The 18,986-nt window shown below is 46.6% G+C and carries 15 protein-coding genes and 1 pseudogene; 12 read left to right on the top strand and 4 right to left on the bottom strand.

All coding sequences use genetic code 11. The features are described from left to right. Positions 1-142: 142 nt before the first annotated feature. Positions 143-1,813, top strand: coding sequence for a hypothetical protein (locus AC50X8_RS09230; RefSeq protein ID WP_056041325.1), 1,671 nt, complete (start codon positions 143-145; stop codon positions 1,811-1,813). Positions 1,814-1,944: 131 nt separating this feature from the next. Here AC50X8_RS09230 and AC50X8_RS09225 read toward each other — a convergent pair whose 3' ends face one another. Then, positions 1,945-4,425, bottom strand: coding sequence for a right-handed parallel beta-helix repeat-containing protein (locus tag AC50X8_RS09225; protein ID WP_494863108.1), 2,481 nt, complete (start codon positions 4,423-4,425; stop codon positions 1,945-1,947). Positions 4,426-4,940: 515 nt separating this feature from the next. Between AC50X8_RS09225 and AC50X8_RS09220 the strand changes: the two genes are divergently transcribed. The 10 genes and pseudogenes from AC50X8_RS09220 (at position 4,941) to AC50X8_RS09175 (ending at position 15,618) form a co-directional block, all read left to right on the top strand. Next, on the top strand, positions 4,941-6,113 hold the full coding sequence (locus AC50X8_RS09220; RefSeq protein ID WP_494879438.1) for a P-loop NTPase family protein: 1,173 nt from the start codon (positions 4,941-4,943) through the stop codon (positions 6,111-6,113). After that, positions 6,100-7,322 (top strand): annotated as a pseudogene (locus AC50X8_RS09215) (TadA family conjugal transfer-associated ATPase); the annotation flags it as partial. The gene AC50X8_RS09220 and the pseudogene AC50X8_RS09215, both read left to right, overlap by 14 nt. A 10-nt stretch (positions 7,323-7,332) precedes the next feature. Further along, entirely contained in the window at positions 7,333-8,316 is a 984-nt protein-coding gene (locus tag AC50X8_RS09210) for a type II secretion system F family protein (protein WP_494879437.1), read from the top strand. Between the two features lie 12 nt (positions 8,317-8,328). After that, complete coding sequence (locus AC50X8_RS09205; RefSeq protein ID WP_494879436.1) at positions 8,329-9,195, top strand: type II secretion system F family protein; 867 nt, start codon at positions 8,329-8,331, stop codon at positions 9,193-9,195. A gap of 41 nt (positions 9,196-9,236) precedes the next feature. Further along, the gene (locus tag AC50X8_RS09200; protein ID WP_341279067.1) at positions 9,237-9,422 is read left to right on the top strand and encodes a Flp1 family type IVb pilin; all 186 of its coding nucleotides are present in this window, start codon (positions 9,237-9,239) and stop codon (positions 9,420-9,422) included. Further along, on the top strand, positions 9,394-10,143 hold the full coding sequence (locus AC50X8_RS09195) for a TadE/TadG family type IV pilus assembly protein (protein ID WP_056041333.1): 750 nt from the start codon (positions 9,394-9,396) through the stop codon (positions 10,141-10,143). Before AC50X8_RS09200 ends, AC50X8_RS09195 begins: the two co-directional genes overlap by 29 nt. Further along, a complete protein-coding gene (locus tag AC50X8_RS09190; protein ID WP_494879433.1) occupies positions 10,140-12,416 on the top strand; it encodes a TadE/TadG family type IV pilus assembly protein in 2,277 nt (758 codons plus the stop codon). Before AC50X8_RS09195 ends, AC50X8_RS09190 begins: the two co-directional genes overlap by 4 nt. After that, positions 12,400-13,332 (top strand): TadE/TadG family type IV pilus assembly protein, encoded by a 933-nt coding sequence (locus AC50X8_RS09185; RefSeq protein ID WP_056041336.1) that lies wholly within the window; start codon positions 12,400-12,402, stop codon positions 13,330-13,332. The genes AC50X8_RS09190 and AC50X8_RS09185 overlap by 17 nt, the downstream gene beginning before the upstream one ends. 48 nt (positions 13,333-13,380) lie before the next feature. After that, entirely contained in the window at positions 13,381-13,893 is a 513-nt protein-coding gene (locus tag AC50X8_RS09180; RefSeq protein WP_494879432.1) for an A24 family peptidase, read from the top strand. A gap of 75 nt (positions 13,894-13,968) precedes the next feature. Next, positions 13,969-15,618 carry a DUF6382 and FHA domain-containing protein gene (locus AC50X8_RS09175; RefSeq protein ID WP_494879430.1) on the top strand — a complete coding sequence of 550 codons (1,650 nt, stop codon included), beginning with the start codon at positions 13,969-13,971 and terminating at the stop codon, positions 15,616-15,618. Positions 15,619-15,632: 14 nt separating this feature from the next. Here AC50X8_RS09175 and AC50X8_RS09170 read toward each other — a convergent pair whose 3' ends face one another. The 3 genes from AC50X8_RS09170 to AC50X8_RS09160 form a co-directional block, all read right to left on the bottom strand. Beyond that, positions 15,633-16,538, bottom strand: a complete 906-nt coding sequence (locus AC50X8_RS09170; RefSeq protein WP_056041340.1) for a TIGR01777 family oxidoreductase — start codon at positions 16,536-16,538, stop codon at positions 15,633-15,635. A gap of 18 nt (positions 16,539-16,556) precedes the next feature. Further along, positions 16,557-17,048 carry a LytA/YqiH family protein gene (locus AC50X8_RS09165; RefSeq protein ID WP_494879428.1) on the bottom strand — a complete coding sequence of 164 codons (492 nt, stop codon included), beginning with the start codon at positions 17,046-17,048 and terminating at the stop codon, positions 16,557-16,559. A gap of 268 nt (positions 17,049-17,316) precedes the next feature. Beyond that, positions 17,317-17,754 carry a DUF2621 family protein gene (locus tag AC50X8_RS09160; RefSeq protein ID WP_494863082.1) on the bottom strand — a complete coding sequence of 146 codons (438 nt, stop codon included), beginning with the start codon at positions 17,752-17,754 and terminating at the stop codon, positions 17,317-17,319. A gap of 102 nt (positions 17,755-17,856) precedes the next feature. On the opposite strand from AC50X8_RS09160, the gene AC50X8_RS09155 reads away from it, so the two are divergent. Beyond that, on the top strand, positions 17,857-18,975 hold the full coding sequence (locus tag AC50X8_RS09155) for a deoxyribonuclease IV (protein ID WP_056041346.1): 1,119 nt from the start codon (positions 17,857-17,859) through the stop codon (positions 18,973-18,975). The last annotated feature ends 11 nt before the right edge of the window (positions 18,976-18,986 follow it).

Raw genomic sequence — 18,986 nt, 5'->3', positions numbered from 1 at the left:
TTACTTGTATCAAAGCTTTTATCCTCCATTGATTGAAGTTCTTAATCATCTGTAAACAGGTTAATGAAATGAATTTTTAAATAATACTCTATTTAGATAAAGAGAGGAAGTAAAAATTTATAGTCAATAGGAGGAGAGGCATGTGGCATCTAATGAAACAGATAATCTCAAAATGAGCGTTAATGCTGGAGATGAAAGCTTGAAAATTATTGAAATACAAAATAATTTTCAGAAAATTGATAAGGAATTTGAAAGTCGTGGTTCCAATATAGAATGGTTTAGTGCTGATAATACCGGATTGACCAATTCGAATCAGGCATTTATTGATCTTGAAGCTTTCATTCAATCTCGCATTACAAATAATGTAAGTGAAATAACGAATCCACAGGGAAATACGGTTATTGATTTGCCTGCTGGCACCTATGTCGTTTCAAGCAGTAATCCGAAAATTTTGGGGAATTCCAATATAAAGAGGGCTCGTGGCTTAGCTTTCCGAGGCTCTGGAAGAGGAATTACAAGGATTTTATTTAAACCAAATTCAGGTACGAACGGATATTTGTTTTACAATAATGACAAATGGCTGCACATTCATTTTGAAGGGATTACATTTGTCGGTGATTACGAAAAACAAACCAATTTTATGTATTCGTATTCAAAAGGCGGGGCTCAAAACTATACGTTTGATAAATGCGATTTTATTAATTTTAATTATGGTTGGAAGCTAGAAGGGTTAAATACAAATAGTGAATTTACGTGGTTTCACTGTGGTTTTTATGGGAAATGGAATAAAACGATATTTTCGGAAAGTACAACAGCAAATGACCAATTCCTAAATTATAATTTTTTTGCTTGTCAATATGAGGCTTCTAGAGGAGATTTTCTGCATTTCGAAAAAGGTGGAAATATCAATATCTGGGGGGGAAGCTTCATAAACACGGATAGTAATGCTGGTAACACTACTTTTTTTAAATTGCTTGGAACTTCACATGTAAGCGGTGTACAGAGATTTTTATGTATAGGGGCTAGATTTGAAACAAAATATGGTTTAGCGAAGCTAATTGAATGTGAATGGGCTGATGGTGCTGTTTCATTCATAAGCTGCGATTGTGATTCTCAGCAATACAATGATGGGAGCCATCAGTGGGTTACCGCCTTATTTAAATCAACTAATGTGAAAATGCCCATTATTAAATTTGATGGCTGTACGCTTATGGGGCAACATCAATATTATTACACGGGTAATTCATGGGCATTCCCTCATAATATCATTTATGAGAATTGCCAGATTGCCAAGCATACTAGACCGAAGGATTTTATTTCGTATGTAAATACGAATTCGCTTGGGAATCTTGGAGGGCAACCCCAAATTAAATTTAGAAATTGTCGTGGTTTAAATGACAGCCCTAAAAATATATGGGAGTGTACGCTCGGATATGAGAGAGCAAATGTTGGAATTGTACAAAAGAAGATTGTATCTGTAAAGGGACCTAACGGGAGATTTCCTTATTTGGGGAATCAAAATTTAGAAATTATATTGCCTATTAATTCTATTATTACGCAAGTAAGGCTCTATTCCCCTGCCAACGCTGTAACGGAAGATACCCCTGCCACATTCACACTTAAAACCGCGGAAGCCAATCCAACTATATTAGCAGTAGCAGATGTAGCTCGTCATAAACTTGGTTTTAATGTTACGGCCGAGCTTTTTTTCGTATGTGATACCGATGAGAAATGCAAAATTATCATTTCATCAAGCAATAGTGTTAAACAGTCGAATCCGTCTGCCCTATGTTTAATTGAATATATCGGATAACTGTAGGTTTGATAAATACTAATTTAGTTTTTATCTACTGACATCAAAAACCGTAAAAGGCCATAAGTAAATATGGTCTTTTACGGTGTAATTGTTTTTAACTATGTTTATCTAGCTGCAGTTTGAGAAAGCTATGGACATACAATTAGATTCGCAAATTGAGGAGGGCTAAGAGAAATCGGAACATCTATAGCATTAGAAGTGAAAATGCTGTCAAAAGTAACCTGGTTTATTAAATAGTTTACGGCAAGGACGTATTTAACACTTGTCCCAACCATTAAATATTGGCCTCTGCCAATATTCATTACACTTGAAACATTTGTAGCTACAGCTGAGTTATCAGAAACGGTACAAGTGATTGGTGTTGTAGGTGGGCTTCCATACATGCCACCCTGAATGCAAATTTTCTCATACACTTGACCGCTAACAATGGTTTTATTCTGAACACGATCATGCTGATTCCACACACGAGCCGTGTTTGCGGCATCTGGAGTAGCTGAATTGAATAAATTGGCAAGCTTTGGGCGATTATTAATACGGTCCCCTTCCCATACGGCACAGCGTCCGTGGAAGGAGGTGTCGCCATCAGGACTTACTGAATGAGTTTCTTTAACATCAACAAAATCATTGTTGCGGATTATAAGTGTCCCACCTCCTTTAAGTCCATTATCGATGCCGGTATAAGTGTTTCCACTTTTTAATTTGACGTAGTCGCTTGCCAGATTCCCCGGTCTAAGTTGGATTCCTTTAATGCACTGGTTAAAATAATTGTCTTCTATTGTTGAATAAGGCGTATTACGCATAGCAATAGCAAGAGTACAATTGTGAAACTGATTTGATTTTATTAATGTACCATTTACACGAAAGGTGTCCAGAAGGATGCCATAGGTTCCGCAATTTTTAAAAGTATTTCCTTCGATTATTGATTGTTCTACCTCGCTATGCTCTCTCGGGCTGCCTGCCCACTGAATCCCCGTTTGAAAATAATCGATGCGATTGCCTCTAATTTCTGCACTCAGTAACCATTCGCTGCTATCAACTATGATGGCTGCGCCTTGAGCAAGCGTGGGGAAGTTTACTTTTTCTCGAATAATATCATTATTAATGATCCGACAATTGGGAATTTTCACATGAATAGCCGCATCAATGGCTGTGTTATTTCTCCCAGGATTAACAATGCGATTATTGATAATATCTATGCCTATCTGATCCGATGGAAGCGCAGAATGTTTGGGTAGTCTAAACGGATTTATTCTTGTCACGATGGCCCCAACTGACGAGCCTCCAGGGTTGCTGGCGCCAGCAAGAGCCAGTCCTGCGCATTCAATATGGTTATTAGATACAACAATTCCATTCGTTTGTCTAATGTATATCCCTTGTTCCCATGCAACATAGAGGCGATTAGAGTCAATTTGAATATTGCCTCGAAAGGTTTCCGCATATCCAAGATCATCGTAACTGCCACGATATGCTTGAATAGAGCATTGCGCGCCTATAATAATATTATTTGAAATGATGCAAGGGTTCTCATCATAAGTTTGCGCAAGGGCGTCAATGCCTATATCAAGACCCATCGCTTCTATGTAATTATTGGATATAATAAAATTTTTGGATTTTTGCGGATCGGGTTGGTTACCCAAATGTCCAAATATAATGGCTCCTGTGTAACCATAATCGTTATAAGGTTGGTATGTTCCATCTAACATGGACGCAAGTGTTTTCCCAGTATCAGAAAAGAAAGAGTTGCCTACAATAGAGAAATTGCTGCAACCTCGATAAAGAATGGCTTGTGAGAACTTGCGGAAAACACAGTCTTTAATGGCCCAATCGTAGCTGCGATAGGCATCAATGCAGGAGTTGTTTCTTGAAGGAGCAAATCCGGAAGTAATTCCTTTAGCCAGTTTAGTGCCTAAATCAATGGCTTCAAACTCAATTCCTCTGATGGACCATGACTTTGTATTCTCTGGAGCGTATACGAGGCTGAATGAAGAACCGCTAGGATTTGCATTATCGATTCTTCTTATTTTTGATTTATAGCCAAACCAATGGGAGTTAGACTTCTTGACAATAGATGCACTGATAGCGAAAGTTCCTGAAAAAATAACTGTAGCACTGCCGATACTGGCTAAATCCTCTGCATGTTGGATAGCTAAATAATCATTGGTGATATTATCTGCTTTTGCACCAAACCATTGTGGGTAAATGTTATCAACTTTTAAGGAACCAGCGATTTTACCCGAATTTGTTAAATCGAAAATCCAGTCAAAGGCATTAGCGGTTACAATCCCATCAATGGTTAGCGTTATATTTCGATTAGGTCGGAATCTGGCATTTTGATCAAAAACAAGTCTTTTTGCAGTAGGGACTGTGAGGTTTGTGTGGAGAGCATAAACGCCTTTGGGGATGAAAATGGTATCCGAGTTTTCTGCAATGGCATTTAGCAGAGCAGCAGAACTGTCAGTAGCCCCGGTAGGATCTGCTCCTTTCCATAATAAATTTATTCCACGCTGAGCAAACTCGCTGTCGATTAATGCAAAATTGTTATTCATTTCGCTTAGATTTAAAGTATCTGTTCCAATACAATCAGAAAAATTCAGGTGATTAGATGTCATAGGCTAATTTGTCTCCTTACTCATAATGGGAATGACATTGTCAAGCAGCCTAGGCAAGTTCACGAATGCAAGGTTGGATTAAAGGATGAGGTGATTACCTAGGAAAAGTAAGGCTCATCTGCAAATTAAATTAAGTATTATATTTCTATTTTATGAAAAAAATAAATACAAGTAAATCTTAGCATATTATAAGTTTAATAACTATAAAGGAACTAGGTAGCTGTTTTTGTAATCAGGATGATAGTGACTGAGAACAATAGACCTTCATGTTTGTCAGGCATCACTCATTCTCCTGTTTAGGATGCATGGTAATTTTATTTTACATATGAATCAGTCAGTGGAAAAAAGCAGTTGACAGTACATACTTAAACGTGATAAATTTTTCTCAATCTTAAATCGGATGACTACGGAAGCACCGTAAAGGATCGCAGGTAAACTGCGCCTTTACGGTGCTTTTTTGCGTTGTCTGAGCTCAGATTGCGGGTTGTAGCATTGCTTCGGAAGGAGGGTGAATGGTGCGTTATCAATTAGCTGTTGCAGTAAGTGAGCTGGAATATGCAATAAGGCTTGCAGAATATGTGAGGGATAGTCCCTTCGGCGAGCAGTGGCAGCTTACAGCTTTTACGAATCCAGCCTCTCTCATCCAGTTTCTCAAGGGAGGTTATGCCGTTGATTTGATTGCGGCCCAGCCTGCCATGCTGGCTGCTGCATCTCCACACCTGCCTGCTGGTGTGCCAGTGGCGGCATTCGTAGCTGCCAAGGGGCAATATGCCCAGTATGATGCGGAGCTGCTGCAATATCAGCCGCTCCCGGAGCTATTGCAGAGCTTGGTGGCTCTGCATGGCGCAGTCCGGTCGAGTGCAGTTCGTGCAAGCAGTGAGGGCGGCGCGTCAGTTATCGCTATCGGCTCGGCATCTGGGGGAGTTGGCAAGACTGCACTTGCGCTCAAGCTGGCGAATACAGCTGCCAAGCATGGCTGCCGCGTCTTTTATTTGACGCTGGAGCGCTGGAGCGCCCTTGAGGTGTGGCTGGGAGCGGGAGACCAGTTCGTGCTCCCCGAGGGAGAAGGCATGTCACAGCTGCTTTATCATCTGAAGGCTGAGCCAGATAAGGCTGGAGCGTGGCTTGCGCAGCATCGCAAGCGCCACTCGGCGCTGAAAGCCGATTTTATTTTGCCCTGCGATAATGAGGAGGATCGTTACAGCTTGCTGCCAGCGGATGCAGCGGCGATGGTGGAGCTGCTGCGAGCTTCAAGGCAATATGATCTCATTTTGATCGATTTGCAGGATGGGATGGGGGAGATCGAGCTGTCGATTTGGAGGGAAAGCAGCTTGGTTTTGTGGCTGGTTACCGATGACCCATCCATTCAGCGGAAGACAGAGCTGGCGTTTAGCTACGCAGAACGCAGGTGGAAAGAAGATTTTCAGTCGCTTAGCCGCCGTATCCGACTTGTTGTTAACCGCCGTATTGTACCAGCCGGAGGTGATGAAGCAGAGGGGAGGCCTCCAGATATGTTTACGATTAAGCTGCGAAATGGTAGCCGTTCGATTGCCGCAGCGCTGCCCGAAGCTGCCGAAGGGCGTCCATCGCCGGCGGCAGTTGCTGCATCGCCATTGTATAAAGCTGCCGTGGAGCGGTTGTTTCAGCAATTGGTAAGCGAGGGAGGTATCCGGATTGCTAACCGATGAGTTGGTGCTAGCATTAAGAAACCAGATTAGGTCGCAGCTTGATTTCAGCGGTGCTGTAACGGATGCAGAGCTGACGCGAAGCGTGGAGCAGACGGTATTTGACTATTGCAATAGCGGACATCCGCTTACGGCGGCGGAGAAGGTCCAGTTGGTACGCAGGCTGTTTCATTCCTTTCGAGGCTTGGACATATTGCAGCCGCTGATGGATGATCCGTCAGTTACTGAAATTATGATCAATCATCACGGCGAAATTTTTATTGAACGAAGCGGAACGATGACGCAGCTGCCAGCTGCCTTTGAAAGCAAGGAGCGGCTGGAGGACTTAATTCAGGCTGTCGTTGCAGGAGTCAATCGTGTAGTAAACGAGTCTTCTCCCATCGTGGATGCCCGTCTCAAGGATGGCTCTCGTGTCCACGTTGTACTGCGCCTGTAGCTTTGCGCGGGCCAGCAATGACGATTCGCAAATTCCCTGAGCGCCCGATGACAATGGAGCTGCTTGTTGCGGCGGGAGCTTTAACCACAGAAGCAGCAAGCTTCCTGCAGCAGCTGACCGCAGCGCAATACAATATTTTTATTAGCGGAGGGACGGGGACGGGCAAGACGACCTTTCTGAATGCGTTGTCGCAGTTCATTCCTGCTGATGAGCGAGTTGTAACGATTGAAGATTCTGCTGAGCTGCAAATTCGCAGCGTTGCCAATCTGGTATCGCTGGAGACGCGCAATGCCAACACCGAGGGCAAAGGTGAAATTACGGTTCGTGATCTCATTCGCGCATCGCTGCGGATGCGTCCGAATCGAATCATCGTTGGCGAGGTAAGGGGAGCGGAAACGCTCGATATGCTGCAAGCGATGAATACCGGGCATTCAGGCAGCATGTCAACAGGTCACAGCAACAGTGCTCGAGACATGATGGCAAGGCTCGAGACGATGGCGCTTGGGGCAGCCGATTTGCCCGTTCAGGTCATTCGGCAGCAAATCGTTTCTGCCCTGGATATTGTCATCCATCTATCGCGGTTTCGCGACCGTACGCGCCGTGTAACGGAAATAGCTGAAATTGCCGGCATAGATGGCGGGGAAATCGAGATTCGCCCCTTGTTCCGTTTTGAAGAGGAGGGCGAGAAAGACGGCAAGGTGCTAGGAGCTTTAAAGCGTACCGTCCATTCACTCCTTCACCGGGACAAGCTGCAAATGGCAGGTCTAACACTGGAGGGGGACCGTTATGGAGATACCGGGGAATGCCGGGAAAGACGAGAAAACCAAGAAAACCAAGAAAGCCAAGAAAGCCAAGAAAGCCGAGAAAGTGGAGAAAGCGGAGAAAGCGGAGAAAGCCAAGAATACAGGGAAGGTCGGGCAATCGCTGCTTACTAGAGTGCTTTTCTGGTGCGGTCTTGAGCTCGAAAGCGGCAAAGGTGAGGAAGGGAACGGGAGTAATGCGAGCAGGCAGCCAGCCAAGACCGGATATTTAACAAATTATGATAGGTATGTGCTGTCTTATCGCGAGTTCGCAGTGGCAGCGATTATCGGTTATGCAGCTGTTTTTACAGCTCTGTATACGGTGTACCATTCCCTTCTGGTTTGTCTCATCGCAGCCGGATTGGGATTATGCACACCACGTTATTACAAAGCTTCATTAATTTTGCGTCGCAAGGAGAGGCTGAAGCTGCAATTCAAGGAGGCGCTTTATTCTCTGACATCCTGTCTTGCAGCAGGAAGATCGGTGGAAAATGCCTTTATTGCGACGCTGGATGATTTAAAGCTGCTATATCCTGACCCAAGAACTGAGCTGCTGCTGGAGTTTCAAATCGTGAAGCATCGTCTTGAGCATGCGGAGCCGCTGGAACAGGCACTGCGGAGTTTAGCGGTCCGCTCCCATGTAGAGGATATCGTTCAATTCGTTGATGTATTTGCTGCCTGCAAGCGTTCGGGTGGCGATTTGGTAGAGGTGATGAAGCGTACGGCGCAGACAATTGGTGAAAAGCTGGAAATCCAGCAGGATATTATGGTGCTGCTGGCACAAAAACGCTTTGAGGCACGCATTATGATGGCGATTCCCTTTATATTTCTTGGGTTTCTGAACCTAATGGCTCCAGATTATATGGCGCCTCTATATGGAGGCATGGGCTATCTGCTGCTGACGATTGGCCTTGGTGCATTGTTAGTATGCTTTTGGTCTATCCATAAAATAATGAGCATTCGAGTATAGGAGCGGGCGCAAATGACAGCAATTCCGATAGTACTCATGGTGGCATGGCTATTTATTATCGGTGGGAAGCGACTCCGAATGATTCTGGCTGCATCCCGCCAACTAACACTCAAGCAGGATGCTTTAAAGCATTTGCTTTTCATTGAGCCGTTCAGCGAGCTATTGGAAAGAAGCCGTTTGTATGAGTATATGGCACTTTCACTTAGCAGCTATCACGCTAAGCTCGTTATTTTACGGGGAATCCGGTGGCAGCTGCAGCAGACGAAAGAACTGCTCGGCGGCGCTGCTGGTTACGGATATGCCGCGATGATAGGCTGCGCTTGGCTGGCTTGTGCAGCAGGCGAACCGCTGCTGCTGGCAATGGGTGCGCTGCTCGGATTGCTGCTGCCTGTGCGCCAGCTGCTGGAAGCAGGGAAGCTGATCAAGCAGCGCAAGCAGGAAATTATTTTGGAGCTGCCGGAAATGATCAGCAAGCTGATGCTTTTGGTTGGGGCAGGCGAAACCGCCTTGCAGGCGCTGGGGCGCTGTCTTGATGGTAAGGATACTGCTCAGCATCCGCTGTATAAAGAATGGAACAAAGTCGTATATTCACTGCACAATGGCGAGTCGTTTAGTACGGCGGCAGAAAAATTCAATCGCAGCTGCGCGGTGCAGGAGGTTTCGATTTTTACGACGGTGCTGCTGCTGAATTATCGCCGGGGCGGGGAGCATTTTGTGCTGGCGCTGCGGGAGCTGTCTTATACGCTATGGGAGAAGCGCAAGGCTGTTGCGCGAGCACGCGGCGAGGAGGCATCCTCCAAGCTCGTTTTTCCGCTGGTTGGCATTTTGCTCGTGTTGATGGTTTTTATCGCTGCTCCTGCCATGCTGTTAATGTCTTAAGCGTTAACGGAGCAATTGAAAATAGAGAGGAAGCTGGAATGATGACAACAGTAAAAAAAGCATGGAAAAGATTTTGGAAATCGGAAAGCGGCTTAGGCACGCTGGAAATTATTTTAATTATTGCCGTCGTTATCATTATTGCATTGCTGTTCAAGGATTGGATTATAGAACTTATTGAGCGTTTAATGGGCAAGGCTGATGACCAAGCAGACAAAATTTTCTCTTAGACCGCTGTTTCGCAAGTGGCTGCTCGGGGAGCAGGGGAGCTTTACGCTGGAATCAACGCTTGTGTTCCCGCTGCTGCTCACTGTTATTTTATTGTTTCTCCTGCTTGGGATGTACATGTACCAGAAGACAGTGCTTTATTATTCGGCTTCCGTTACAACGGAGCGGACGGCCTTCGGGTGGGACAACAGCTTCCGAAATTCACGGACGGGCCTATTGCCTGAAGGGGAATACGACAGCCTATACTGGCGAATGCATGAGGATCGATTGCTCAGCTCTTTGTTTGGCTTAGGCGGCGAATCAGCGGATGTGCAGCTTGCTTTGCCTTTGCACGGGGCGGCAGGAGATAGCTTGCCTGAACAAAAAATGGCAGCTGCCGCAGGGTGGATGAATGCTGAGCGAGGGCTTCCTTTTGAGGGAAGCATTGGCTACCATCGTACGGTCATTCAGCGCCATATTGAGACAAAGCTTATACAGCCTGTGTCGCTGGAGCCGCTTGAGCGTGTATTAGGCATTCGAGAGCCTAAGACGGTTGCTTCGAGTCCGGTTACCGATCCTGTCGATTTTATCCGCGGCGTTGACTTAGCTAGATATTATACGGCTAAATTCGCCGGAAGCCCTCAGGGCAGCGGGAAGGAGCAGGCTAGTCAGGTACTATCCTCCTACAGCAAACAAAACAGCAATAGCAAAGCCAAAGGCCTGTTGAATGGAGGAGAAAAATGAAAGCAAGCCGATTTGAAAGATTGAGTCAGCATTTAGCCAGGAAAAGCTGCTTAAGCAAATGGCTGTTGCAGAGAGACGGTGCAGTCACTATATTTTCCGCTATGGTACTGTCGTCGCTTTTGCTGTTCATGTCGATCCTTATTGACTACGCCAGAATAGCGGCTCTCCATAAAATAACCGAGGATGCAGCGAGAGCAGGTGCAAGATCCGTATTATCAGCCTTCGACAGTCAGCTTTATGAGCAATACGGATTATTTGGGCGAGGCGGTACGAGTGGAGATACGATTTACAGCGAGGTTGTGAAAACGAATGTGGAGCGTAGTGCGTCATTCGCTGCCTTTTCTCGGCCAATTGATGCCAAAGTAGTCCATTCACATACGGATCAGGCTGCAGTATTGGGCAGCCATACGGTATTTGAAAGACAGGTGCTGGAAGAGATGAAATATAAAGCACCGATTGATTTTACGCTGGAGCTGGCTTCAAAGTTTGCTCCCATGGCGGGGGCGATGAAGGAGTCTGCGGTGACAGTGGACTTGCTGGAGCAGCTGCGCAAGCTGTATGACAAGCGCCAAGCAAGCCTCGCCCGTATATTAGCTTTGCAAAAGCAGGCAGCTGAGGAACTAGGAACAAGTGGCTTGAAGGCGCTGCTGCCGTATGGGGGGCTGGATTCCTCAAGTGCAGAGGAGGGCACAGCATCATCACTTGCCGGGCGTTATGAAGAATATGCTGGCTGGGTTATCGTTGACGAGCAATTAATAGCCGCAGGCAAGGCACCCAAATATACGCAGGAAAGAGCGGAATATAAATCAGAAGCAATTGCGCTGATTAATGAGCTCAAGAAACGAACGGCCAAGGTGATGAACGAACATATAAAGCTGCAGAGCACGGCAAAGGAACAGCTGGAGCAAGCAAGGCTGTTGAACGGGGAAATGCGGCTAATAGAAAGCAAGGAGAGACAGTCTCCTGCTTATAGCGGATATGACCGCGTTTCTGGCAAACCAGTAGTAGGCTCTGATGCCTACACCTTGCCTTCTGTAGCAGCCTCTGAATTGCAGGATATACAAAAGACAGCAGATCAGCTGATTTTACCAGATGCTTGGTTTACTGAATATAGTGCTGAACTGGACGATCAGGCACAGTTGTATACAGCATTTCATAATGAAGCGAGTGGATTCACCTCAGCTTTTACGCTGCTGCTTGACTCAGTAGATCGTTATACAACAATGCTCCGTACGGGAACAACGAAGATGATTGCGTTATATGGACAATATGCAGGTCTGTATGTCCATCCAGGCTCCATCGTTGCCAAGCGCCAGCAGGAGCTAGCCAATGGAGGGCTCGAGAAGCAGCGCAAAGAGCAAGAAAAGCAGCTAGGTTCGTTATGGAAACAGGCCGGGAATATGCTGGGGGGCTTTCAAAGCGTAGCTGGTTCAGAAGAGCAGCAGGCATTATTTAATCAGCTGGAAGAGCGCTACAAAGGAAATTTGCAATTTAATACAGTCGCAGCGCAAGGTTCAAATGCTGAAACAAAAGCATTCAGCGAGGATGCCCATTCGCAGGCTGAAGCTTCTGCGGAGCTTTCTAATGGCTTGTTCGGCGGAGTAGCCGATATGCTGGAGCAGGCTAGAGATACCGTATATTTGGGCGAATATGTATTGCAGCGATATTCGGTTTTTGCCCCGCAGCAATTGAAGATGATGCTTGAAAATGGGGATACCGCTGAACTTTCGCGGGCGCTGACCTTTCATAATCAAGAAGCCGAATATGTGATTTATGGTTTTCATAATCGCATAGGCAATGTGGCCGCAGCTTATGGCGAGCTGTTTAGCGTGCGCATGGCTATTCGTACTATGGAAGGCTTATCTACTTGCCGCTCTGCTGGACATCCCCTCTTGATTTTATCGTGTTCGCTTATTTACGGCTTGGAGAAGACGATGGAAGATATGCTCGCCTTTGCTGATCGGGGATCGGCCCCATTATCTAAATATGCAAATGTGGAAATTTCGTACACGGATTATTTACGGCTTTTTATGCTTCTGCATGGCGGAGCCAATAAAGAAGCATCCGTATCCAGAATGATTGCAGTCATTGAGCAAAATAGCGGGGTTACTCTATCTGGCGTTTCCACAGCTGTGACAGGAGAGGTACGAACATCTGCACAGCTGTGGTTTTTGCCTGGCGTTATGCAGCTGCTAGGAAGCTACGGATTATTACAGGGAAGGGTGACGAATGGCCGCTATGAAACGACGCAGACGATTGGCTGGTCATACTGATTGCCGAGAGGGAGAGCGCGGCAGCATCGTTATGGAGGCAGCGCTGGTTATGCCAATGCTTCTGCTTGTGCTGATGGTATTCATTATTTTTATACGCATGAGTACGTTACAAATAGCGCTTCAAGCAGCAGCCTCGCAATCCGCCCGGCAAATTGCCGCGCATATATATCCTGTAGAGTTAGCCTATCAGAGAGTTTCCGCATCAAAACCGGAATTTAGTGCCGCACAAATGCCGCTGGCAGATTGGAGCGCGGCGGCATCTAATGCTGCTAAGTGGCTGCCTGATCCGGCAGGGGCACTAGCATCCTCTGCATTAAGCGGCGATTGGAAGCCGCTTATAGATATGGCTGCAACGGAAATTGGACGAGGAGCGATAGAGCCGCTGCTCCGTCAAAATGCAGACGAGGCCGTGTTGGAGACAGCTAGAATCAAGCTTTCAAGGCTGGCGCTGCCGGATTTGAAAAATAAGCAGCAGCCTTATTTGATTATTGAAGCGGAATATGAATTTCCAATGCAGCTTCCTTTCATGAAGCAGAAGCTTATTTTAAGAGAGCAGGCTTCAGAGCGGGTATGGATCAGCGACGCCGCGGCGGCGCAAGATACAGCAGCGCAAAATGATCCCGATCATATTCCGATTCAGATTATATCGATATCGCCTGTACCGCTAAGGCCGGGCCACAAAGCAACCGCTATTGTGCTTACAAAGCCGGGAGTGACTGCTTCATTAAAGGTGATGTACAAAAGTGGGCAAAGCCAGGCCAAGCATCTTGGCGAGGCGACAGCGGGCAGCGACGGATTTGTCCAGTGGACCTGGCTCGTATCGGGCAATACGACGCCAGGCATGTGGGAGCTGACAGCAGGAGTGGGCGATCAGCAAGCATCCATGCATTTTCAGGTTGAGAAAAAATCAAATTAGTAGTGTGTGCAAGCCTATAGGCTTACAAATAGAAAGGGGCAGAGTTTTATGCTCACCTTACCGTTTGCAGCAGCAGCCGTGCTGCTCATCGCTGCATTACTGACAGATTTGCGTTCCATGCTTATCCCTAACCGCTTGACCGTGTCTTTTTTTGGGGCAGGCTGCTTATATCAGACAATCGCTGGCGGCTGGAGCGGATTGTGGACGGGGTTAATCGGAGCTGTTGCAGGGTTTGTCCCGTTGTTCATTTTGCATTTGGCGAGAGGAATTGGCGCAGGGGATGTTAAGCTATTCGCTGCACTGGGTATGTGGGTTGGCACAAGTATGGTGCTGCAAATGATGATGTATGCCATTTTGTATGCAGGCTTAATTGGCGTGCTGCTAGTTTTGTTTAATAGGCCATTTAGCAGGAGGATGTTGAGTGGCTTGCTGCTGCTATTGCACCGAAGCACTGAACCGAGACGCAAGGAGCTTGGAGGCTGGGCAGCGGGGGGAACCACCTTCCCATTTATGCTTGCAGCCGTACCCGGGGCATTAACTGCGTGGCTCATGATTACATAAGCCCAGCAGCGTATTTGTTTAACTCAGTTCAGCTGTTCATAAATTAAGAGAGCTGCAAGCTAAGGGGGAGAAGCGATGGGGAACTTTATTGTAGATTATGCGATGAATCGTGGACATGAGCTAATTATGGATCGCGAGGGAGGCATACGCAGACAAGAGCTTGAAGAAGTAGAGCTGCAAATGCTGCAAGGCAGCTCGATTCCACATCTGCTGCCCATTGAATGGTTCGAGCTGAATGGGCTTATTACGTTTAGCTATCGCATAAGTGGCAAAAAATTGCTGCTTCATCGCTTGCAGATACAATCGCTGACGATGGAGAAGTTTTATGCCGTACTGCTAGGTATTATAGAAGCGCTCGATGAGTGCCATCATTATATGCTTCGTCCTGAAGGCTGCCTGCTGGAAGAGTCATATCTATTTGTTGGCGAGCAGCTAAGCGATATTTTTCTCGTTTATATGCCTCTAAAATCGATAAATTCAGGCCAGGCTGCTCCAAACTGTATCCACTCCCTGCTAGCACTGGCAATACGATGGTCTTCTTATATAGAAGAAATAAATGGCGAGGAGTTTCAGCATCTATTGCGTTTGTTAAGCAGAGACGATGCCACGGTCAGCACGATTCGTTCTCAATTGCTGGAACGCATTAGCATAATGTATGAGGGTACATATCGCCTCCCTGTATCTGTGTCAAGCAGAAGTAGGCCAAATCCAGCTAGCAGTTCTAGTAATGCTATCAATGCTAACATTGCTAATATTGCTAATATTGCTAGCAGTGCTAATATTGCTGGCAATATGAGGCCGGACAAGGTGGGCGATTATAGCAGCTCTAGTCATTATGTAGAAGCTGGCGAGTTCGGCCGTGATAGAGACAATATTAAAAAAAGCGAAACGAATAAGCAAGAGTCTCTAAATGAACGTTTTTTTGCCGCCGGAGATTGGGATATAGAAGTCGAACCTCTGCCTCAATATAACTTTACTCAGGAGGAGCCTGCGCCAGCTCGGAAAGGAAAATGGCTGATAAGCGCGATGATCTTTGTAGCAGTAGCTTGTATATGGCGCTATGTTTATTTAGCGGCCCCTTCCAGCAGCTTGCTGTTCATATGTCTGGGTTTATCGCTTATTGGTGTTGCCGGACTGCTAGCCCTATGGGTCAATAAAAGCAAAGTCGCCGAATCAGAATTAGTAGAAGAAGAGAGCCTAAAGGAAGATAGAATCGAAGAAGAGTTTAGCCGTTCACGTTTTAGAGGAGTCATTCAAAATGGGGAAGACGACGTTCAACATCCTAAATCATCAATTGATTTGAAGGAAGCTGTGCCCCCGTTTAAAAAGAGCGTTTCCTCCCAAAAAGCATCAACTAGAAGAGAGGAAGCGACGGTACTTCTAGGGCAGCATAACAAAAAGCCCACTGCCGATAGCGGATTCTCACTCCAGAGGGAGTGGGAAGGGCAAGGGCAGAGGCTTATTTGGGAGAATGACCGATTTACTATTGGCCGAATTGGCGAACAGGTCAGCTATGGTGACGAAGCGCAGGGAATATCCCGGCTTCACCTTGAATGTTATAGAGACAACAAAGGCTGCTTCATCAAAGATCTTGGCTCTCGGAATGGAAGCATGCTGAACGGACAAACGATGATTGCTTACAAAACCTATCCTTTTTCAGTAGGGGACATCGTCCAGCTAGCTGGGGTAAATGGTCCTAAATATGAATTGAAGCAAGACAACTGATGGAAGGCGCAGGCTTAGGACTTTTTATACATATGCTCCATGGCGCTCTCAACAGTCGGATAACGGAAAACAAATCCATTGTCCAAGGCGACACGTGGAAGTGCCCGCTGTCCATCAAGGAGCAGTGTTGCAAGCTCGCCGACCGCAGCCTTCATGACGAAAGCGGGAACCGGGAACCAGTGGGGCCGATGCATCGCTTTGCCAATCGCTCTTCCAAAGCTGTCATTCGTAACAGGCTCTGGAGCAGAAGCATTAACTGGGCCGTTCACATTTGGCTGATCTACGCAAAAGATAATGAGGCGGACAATGTCCTCGAGATGAATCCAAGATATCCATTGCTGCCCGCTGCCCATTCGTCCACCGCCAAATAACTTATAAGGCAGTGCCATTAATGGGAAAGCACCGCCGGTTTTGTTCAGGACGACGCCTACTCTTAGCTTAATGAGACGTTCTACCTTAATCGCATCAGCAGCTTTTTCCCATTGCTTGACCACTTCAGACAAAAAGTCTGTTACGGCAGTCGGACTGTACTCATCAAAGGTTTCGGTAGTTGACAGCCCATAGGCTGAAATGCCTGAAGCATTAACGACAACCTTCGGTTTGCCTTTTAGAGCTTGGACGATTTGGGCGATGCGTGCGGTAGCAGTTAGTCTGGAGCTTAGAATCCGCTGCTTAGCCTGGGCGGTCCATCTTTGATTAATGGATTCGCCAGCAAGGTTAATGATGGCGTCAATTCCCTCCAGCTTTTGAGGATGCTCGGCAAGCTCGCTCCATGTTACATAATGGAGGCCTTTTCCTACAGGCGAGTTTTGGCTTCGTCCAGAGCGCGAAATGATCCATACTTCATCACGCCGCTCCAGAAGAGCCTTGACCAATGCTTGTCCGACAAAACCAGTACCACCAGCTACCGCGATCCGCATGCATCCACCAGCTTTCGATTATTGTTTCTCGATTTTCTCCGCCCACATTTGTGTGAAGCCGTCTAAATCTTTTTCAACATATTGGTATTTAATTTTACTTTTCTCTGGCAGCGAATTAATGACATCAAGCAGCTCATCATTAATTTGCAAAACGATGGTGCCGCTTGGCGTATCTACTTCAATGGAGTGGGTGTCGATAATGCCATTGAATACACCTTCACCAGTTTTTAAATCCGGGTTGGCGGTTGGTGTGTCTGTACCTGAGCTGCTTTCTGGCGACGCTTCGCCAGGCTCTGTTACGCTACCGCCATCACTCGGTGATGGTGCCGCGCTTTCCTCTGGTGTTGGCGATACAGTAGCTGGCTGCTCGTCTGTGGCAACCGGGCTGCTGGATGCAGCGGGAGCATTATTGCTATTGCTTGAGCAAGCGGCGGTTGCGAGCATAATTGCTACTAATAGGGAGCTCGTCACCATCAAGCTGCTTTTTTTTGTTTTATTATTTTTTGTCATTGTGAAGCACCTCCTGGCAATATAAACGAAATCTGATCGCAATAGGTTCCAAAAAAAAGAGATCAGAGCGAGCCGTCGCCGTGCTCGTACATGTTCTTACACGGACGAAAGACTCGTTAAACAGCCAGCGCCAGGCTAATCGTTTAATGATAGAACTAAGAGACTGCGACGAAATAAAGTACCGCTAATTTGTTGACAAAACTCCCAAAACCGTGGAGATTTTGTCAACAAAAGCGGGTACTAATTTCCCCGCAGCTCCTAAGAAACGCTATTTGTTGAGCAAATGCTTGAAAGGGCTGTAATCAATGCCTTGCTTCTCGAGAAAGGTAACGAGTACTTTGTAGTCTCTTTTGGGTGTAGCTCGTATGTATCCTTCTACACAATGTGCCCTTGTGACCTCTTTGGCGTCATATTCAATAGCCACTTGACCGATTTTTGCAGCTATGGAGTGTTTCGCTATATCTCGAAACGCAGATGGGACAGGCGCGACCAGCTCATCAAGAAAAAGCTTCGACTCCTGGGTCCACATGCTGCGGCTTCTGTCCACCCAATAATTTTGCCAATCGAGCTTTGACTTGCCATCCCGCTGAGGGAGCACCTTCAAAAACTTGCGGAACATAAAGAAACCGCCGATTGCCATGAATACGACCATGACGATTGCCCAGAAAATGATGAAATACATAAACCAATCAGGAGCTGATTTCATATCCAATTTTCACCTCATGGATGAATTATAGCGTATTCCTAGATTTATTTCGACATTCCTTGTAAAATAGGTGTGATAAACCGAAAGGGGCGTTATATAACGATGTTGAAAATCGGTTCCCATGTTTCATTTTCGGACAAAGGGCTGCAGACCGCAGCAACGGAGGCCATTTCTTATGGCTCCAGCACATTCATGATTTATACCGGCGCACCGCAGAATACGCGAAGAAAGCCGATTGACACGCTATATATTGAAGAAGGCAAAGCTTTGATGCAAACAGCAGGTATTGATGAGATTGTTGTTCATGCACCGTATATCGTTAATCTCGGCTCCTACAAGGACAGCACTTATAATCTGGCTGTTGAATTTTTGCAGGAGGAAATCCGCCGTACCGCTGCCATTGGTGTGCAAAACATCGTGCTGCACCCAGGCGCTTATACCGACAAGGATGCTGAATATGGCATTGGCCGTATCGCCGAAGGGCTGAATGCGGTGCTGGAAGGCACGAAGGAAACGAATGTCAATATTGCGCTTGAGACGATGGCCGGCAAAGGCACGGAAATCGGCCGCAGCTTTGAAGAGCTGGCAGCGATTATTGATAAGGTGCAAAGCAACAACCGCTTGACCATTTGTATGGATACATGCCATATGCATGATGCGGGCTACGATCTTGTTGATGATTTGGACGGCGTGCTGGACAAGTTTGACAAGCTGGTAGGGCTTAACCGAGTTGCAGTAGTCCACGTGAATGACAGCAAAAATCCGCGTGGAGCGGCTAAGGACCGCCATACGCCGATAGGCTCGGGATATTTGGGCTATGATGCCATCCAATCCATTGTCCATCATGAGGCACTTAAAGGGCTTCCATTCGTATTGGAGACGCCATGGATTGGCAAGGATGCGAAAACGGAGCGTCCGATGTACGAAGTAGAAATCGCCTTGCTGCGCGGAGAAGTCCAGCAGCGGTTTGGCGACAGTTTTCTGGAGGATGTTGCGAAGCTCCAGCAGTTTTTTGCTCCGCAAGGCATTGACCGTGCATTCGTGCTATCGACATGGGAACTGCTCAAGGCGGATGCCAAAGCGAGAAAAGCTGATCCGCGCGAGCCAATGGAGCGGATTTACGACCTCATTATTGAAGGCGGCGTATTGTCGTCAGCACTGACGGAAGAGCAAATAAATCAACGGATTACAGCATGGTTTGCAGGCAAAGCTGTGCTCTAAATATAAAGATT

It is taken from the genome of Paenibacillus sp. JT22N15 (assembly GCF_059383755.1).
This window is presented reverse-complemented; position numbering and strand designations above follow the sequence as displayed.

Coding starts and splice junctions, on each gene's coding strand:
- AC50X8_RS09225 (WP_494863108.1), bottom strand. CDS start 4,425: ATGACATCTAATCACCTGAATTTTTCTGATTGTATTGGAACAGATACT.
- AC50X8_RS09210 (WP_494879437.1), top strand. CDS start 7,333: ATGGAGATACCGGGGAATGCCGGGAAAGACGAGAAAACCAAGAAAACC.
- AC50X8_RS09205 (WP_494879436.1), top strand. CDS start 8,329: ATGACAGCAATTCCGATAGTACTCATGGTGGCATGGCTATTTATTATC.
- AC50X8_RS09200 (WP_341279067.1), top strand. CDS start 9,237: ATGACAACAGTAAAAAAAGCATGGAAAAGATTTTGGAAATCGGAAAGC.
- AC50X8_RS09195 (WP_056041333.1), top strand. CDS start 9,394: ATGACCAAGCAGACAAAATTTTCTCTTAGACCGCTGTTTCGCAAGTGG.
- AC50X8_RS09190 (WP_494879433.1), top strand. CDS start 10,140: ATGAAAGCAAGCCGATTTGAAAGATTGAGTCAGCATTTAGCCAGGAAA.
- AC50X8_RS09180 (WP_494879432.1), top strand. CDS start 13,381: ATGCTCACCTTACCGTTTGCAGCAGCAGCCGTGCTGCTCATCGCTGCA.
- AC50X8_RS09175 (WP_494879430.1), top strand. CDS start 13,969: ATGGGGAACTTTATTGTAGATTATGCGATGAATCGTGGACATGAGCTA.
- AC50X8_RS09170 (WP_056041340.1), bottom strand. CDS start 16,538: ATGCGGATCGCGGTAGCTGGTGGTACTGGTTTTGTCGGACAAGCATTG.
- AC50X8_RS09165 (WP_494879428.1), bottom strand. CDS start 17,048: ATGACAAAAAATAATAAAACAAAAAAAAGCAGCTTGATGGTGACGAGC.
- AC50X8_RS09160 (WP_494863082.1), bottom strand. CDS start 17,754: ATGAAATCAGCTCCTGATTGGTTTATGTATTTCATCATTTTCTGGGCA.
- AC50X8_RS09155 (WP_056041346.1), top strand. CDS start 17,857: ATGTTGAAAATCGGTTCCCATGTTTCATTTTCGGACAAAGGGCTGCAG.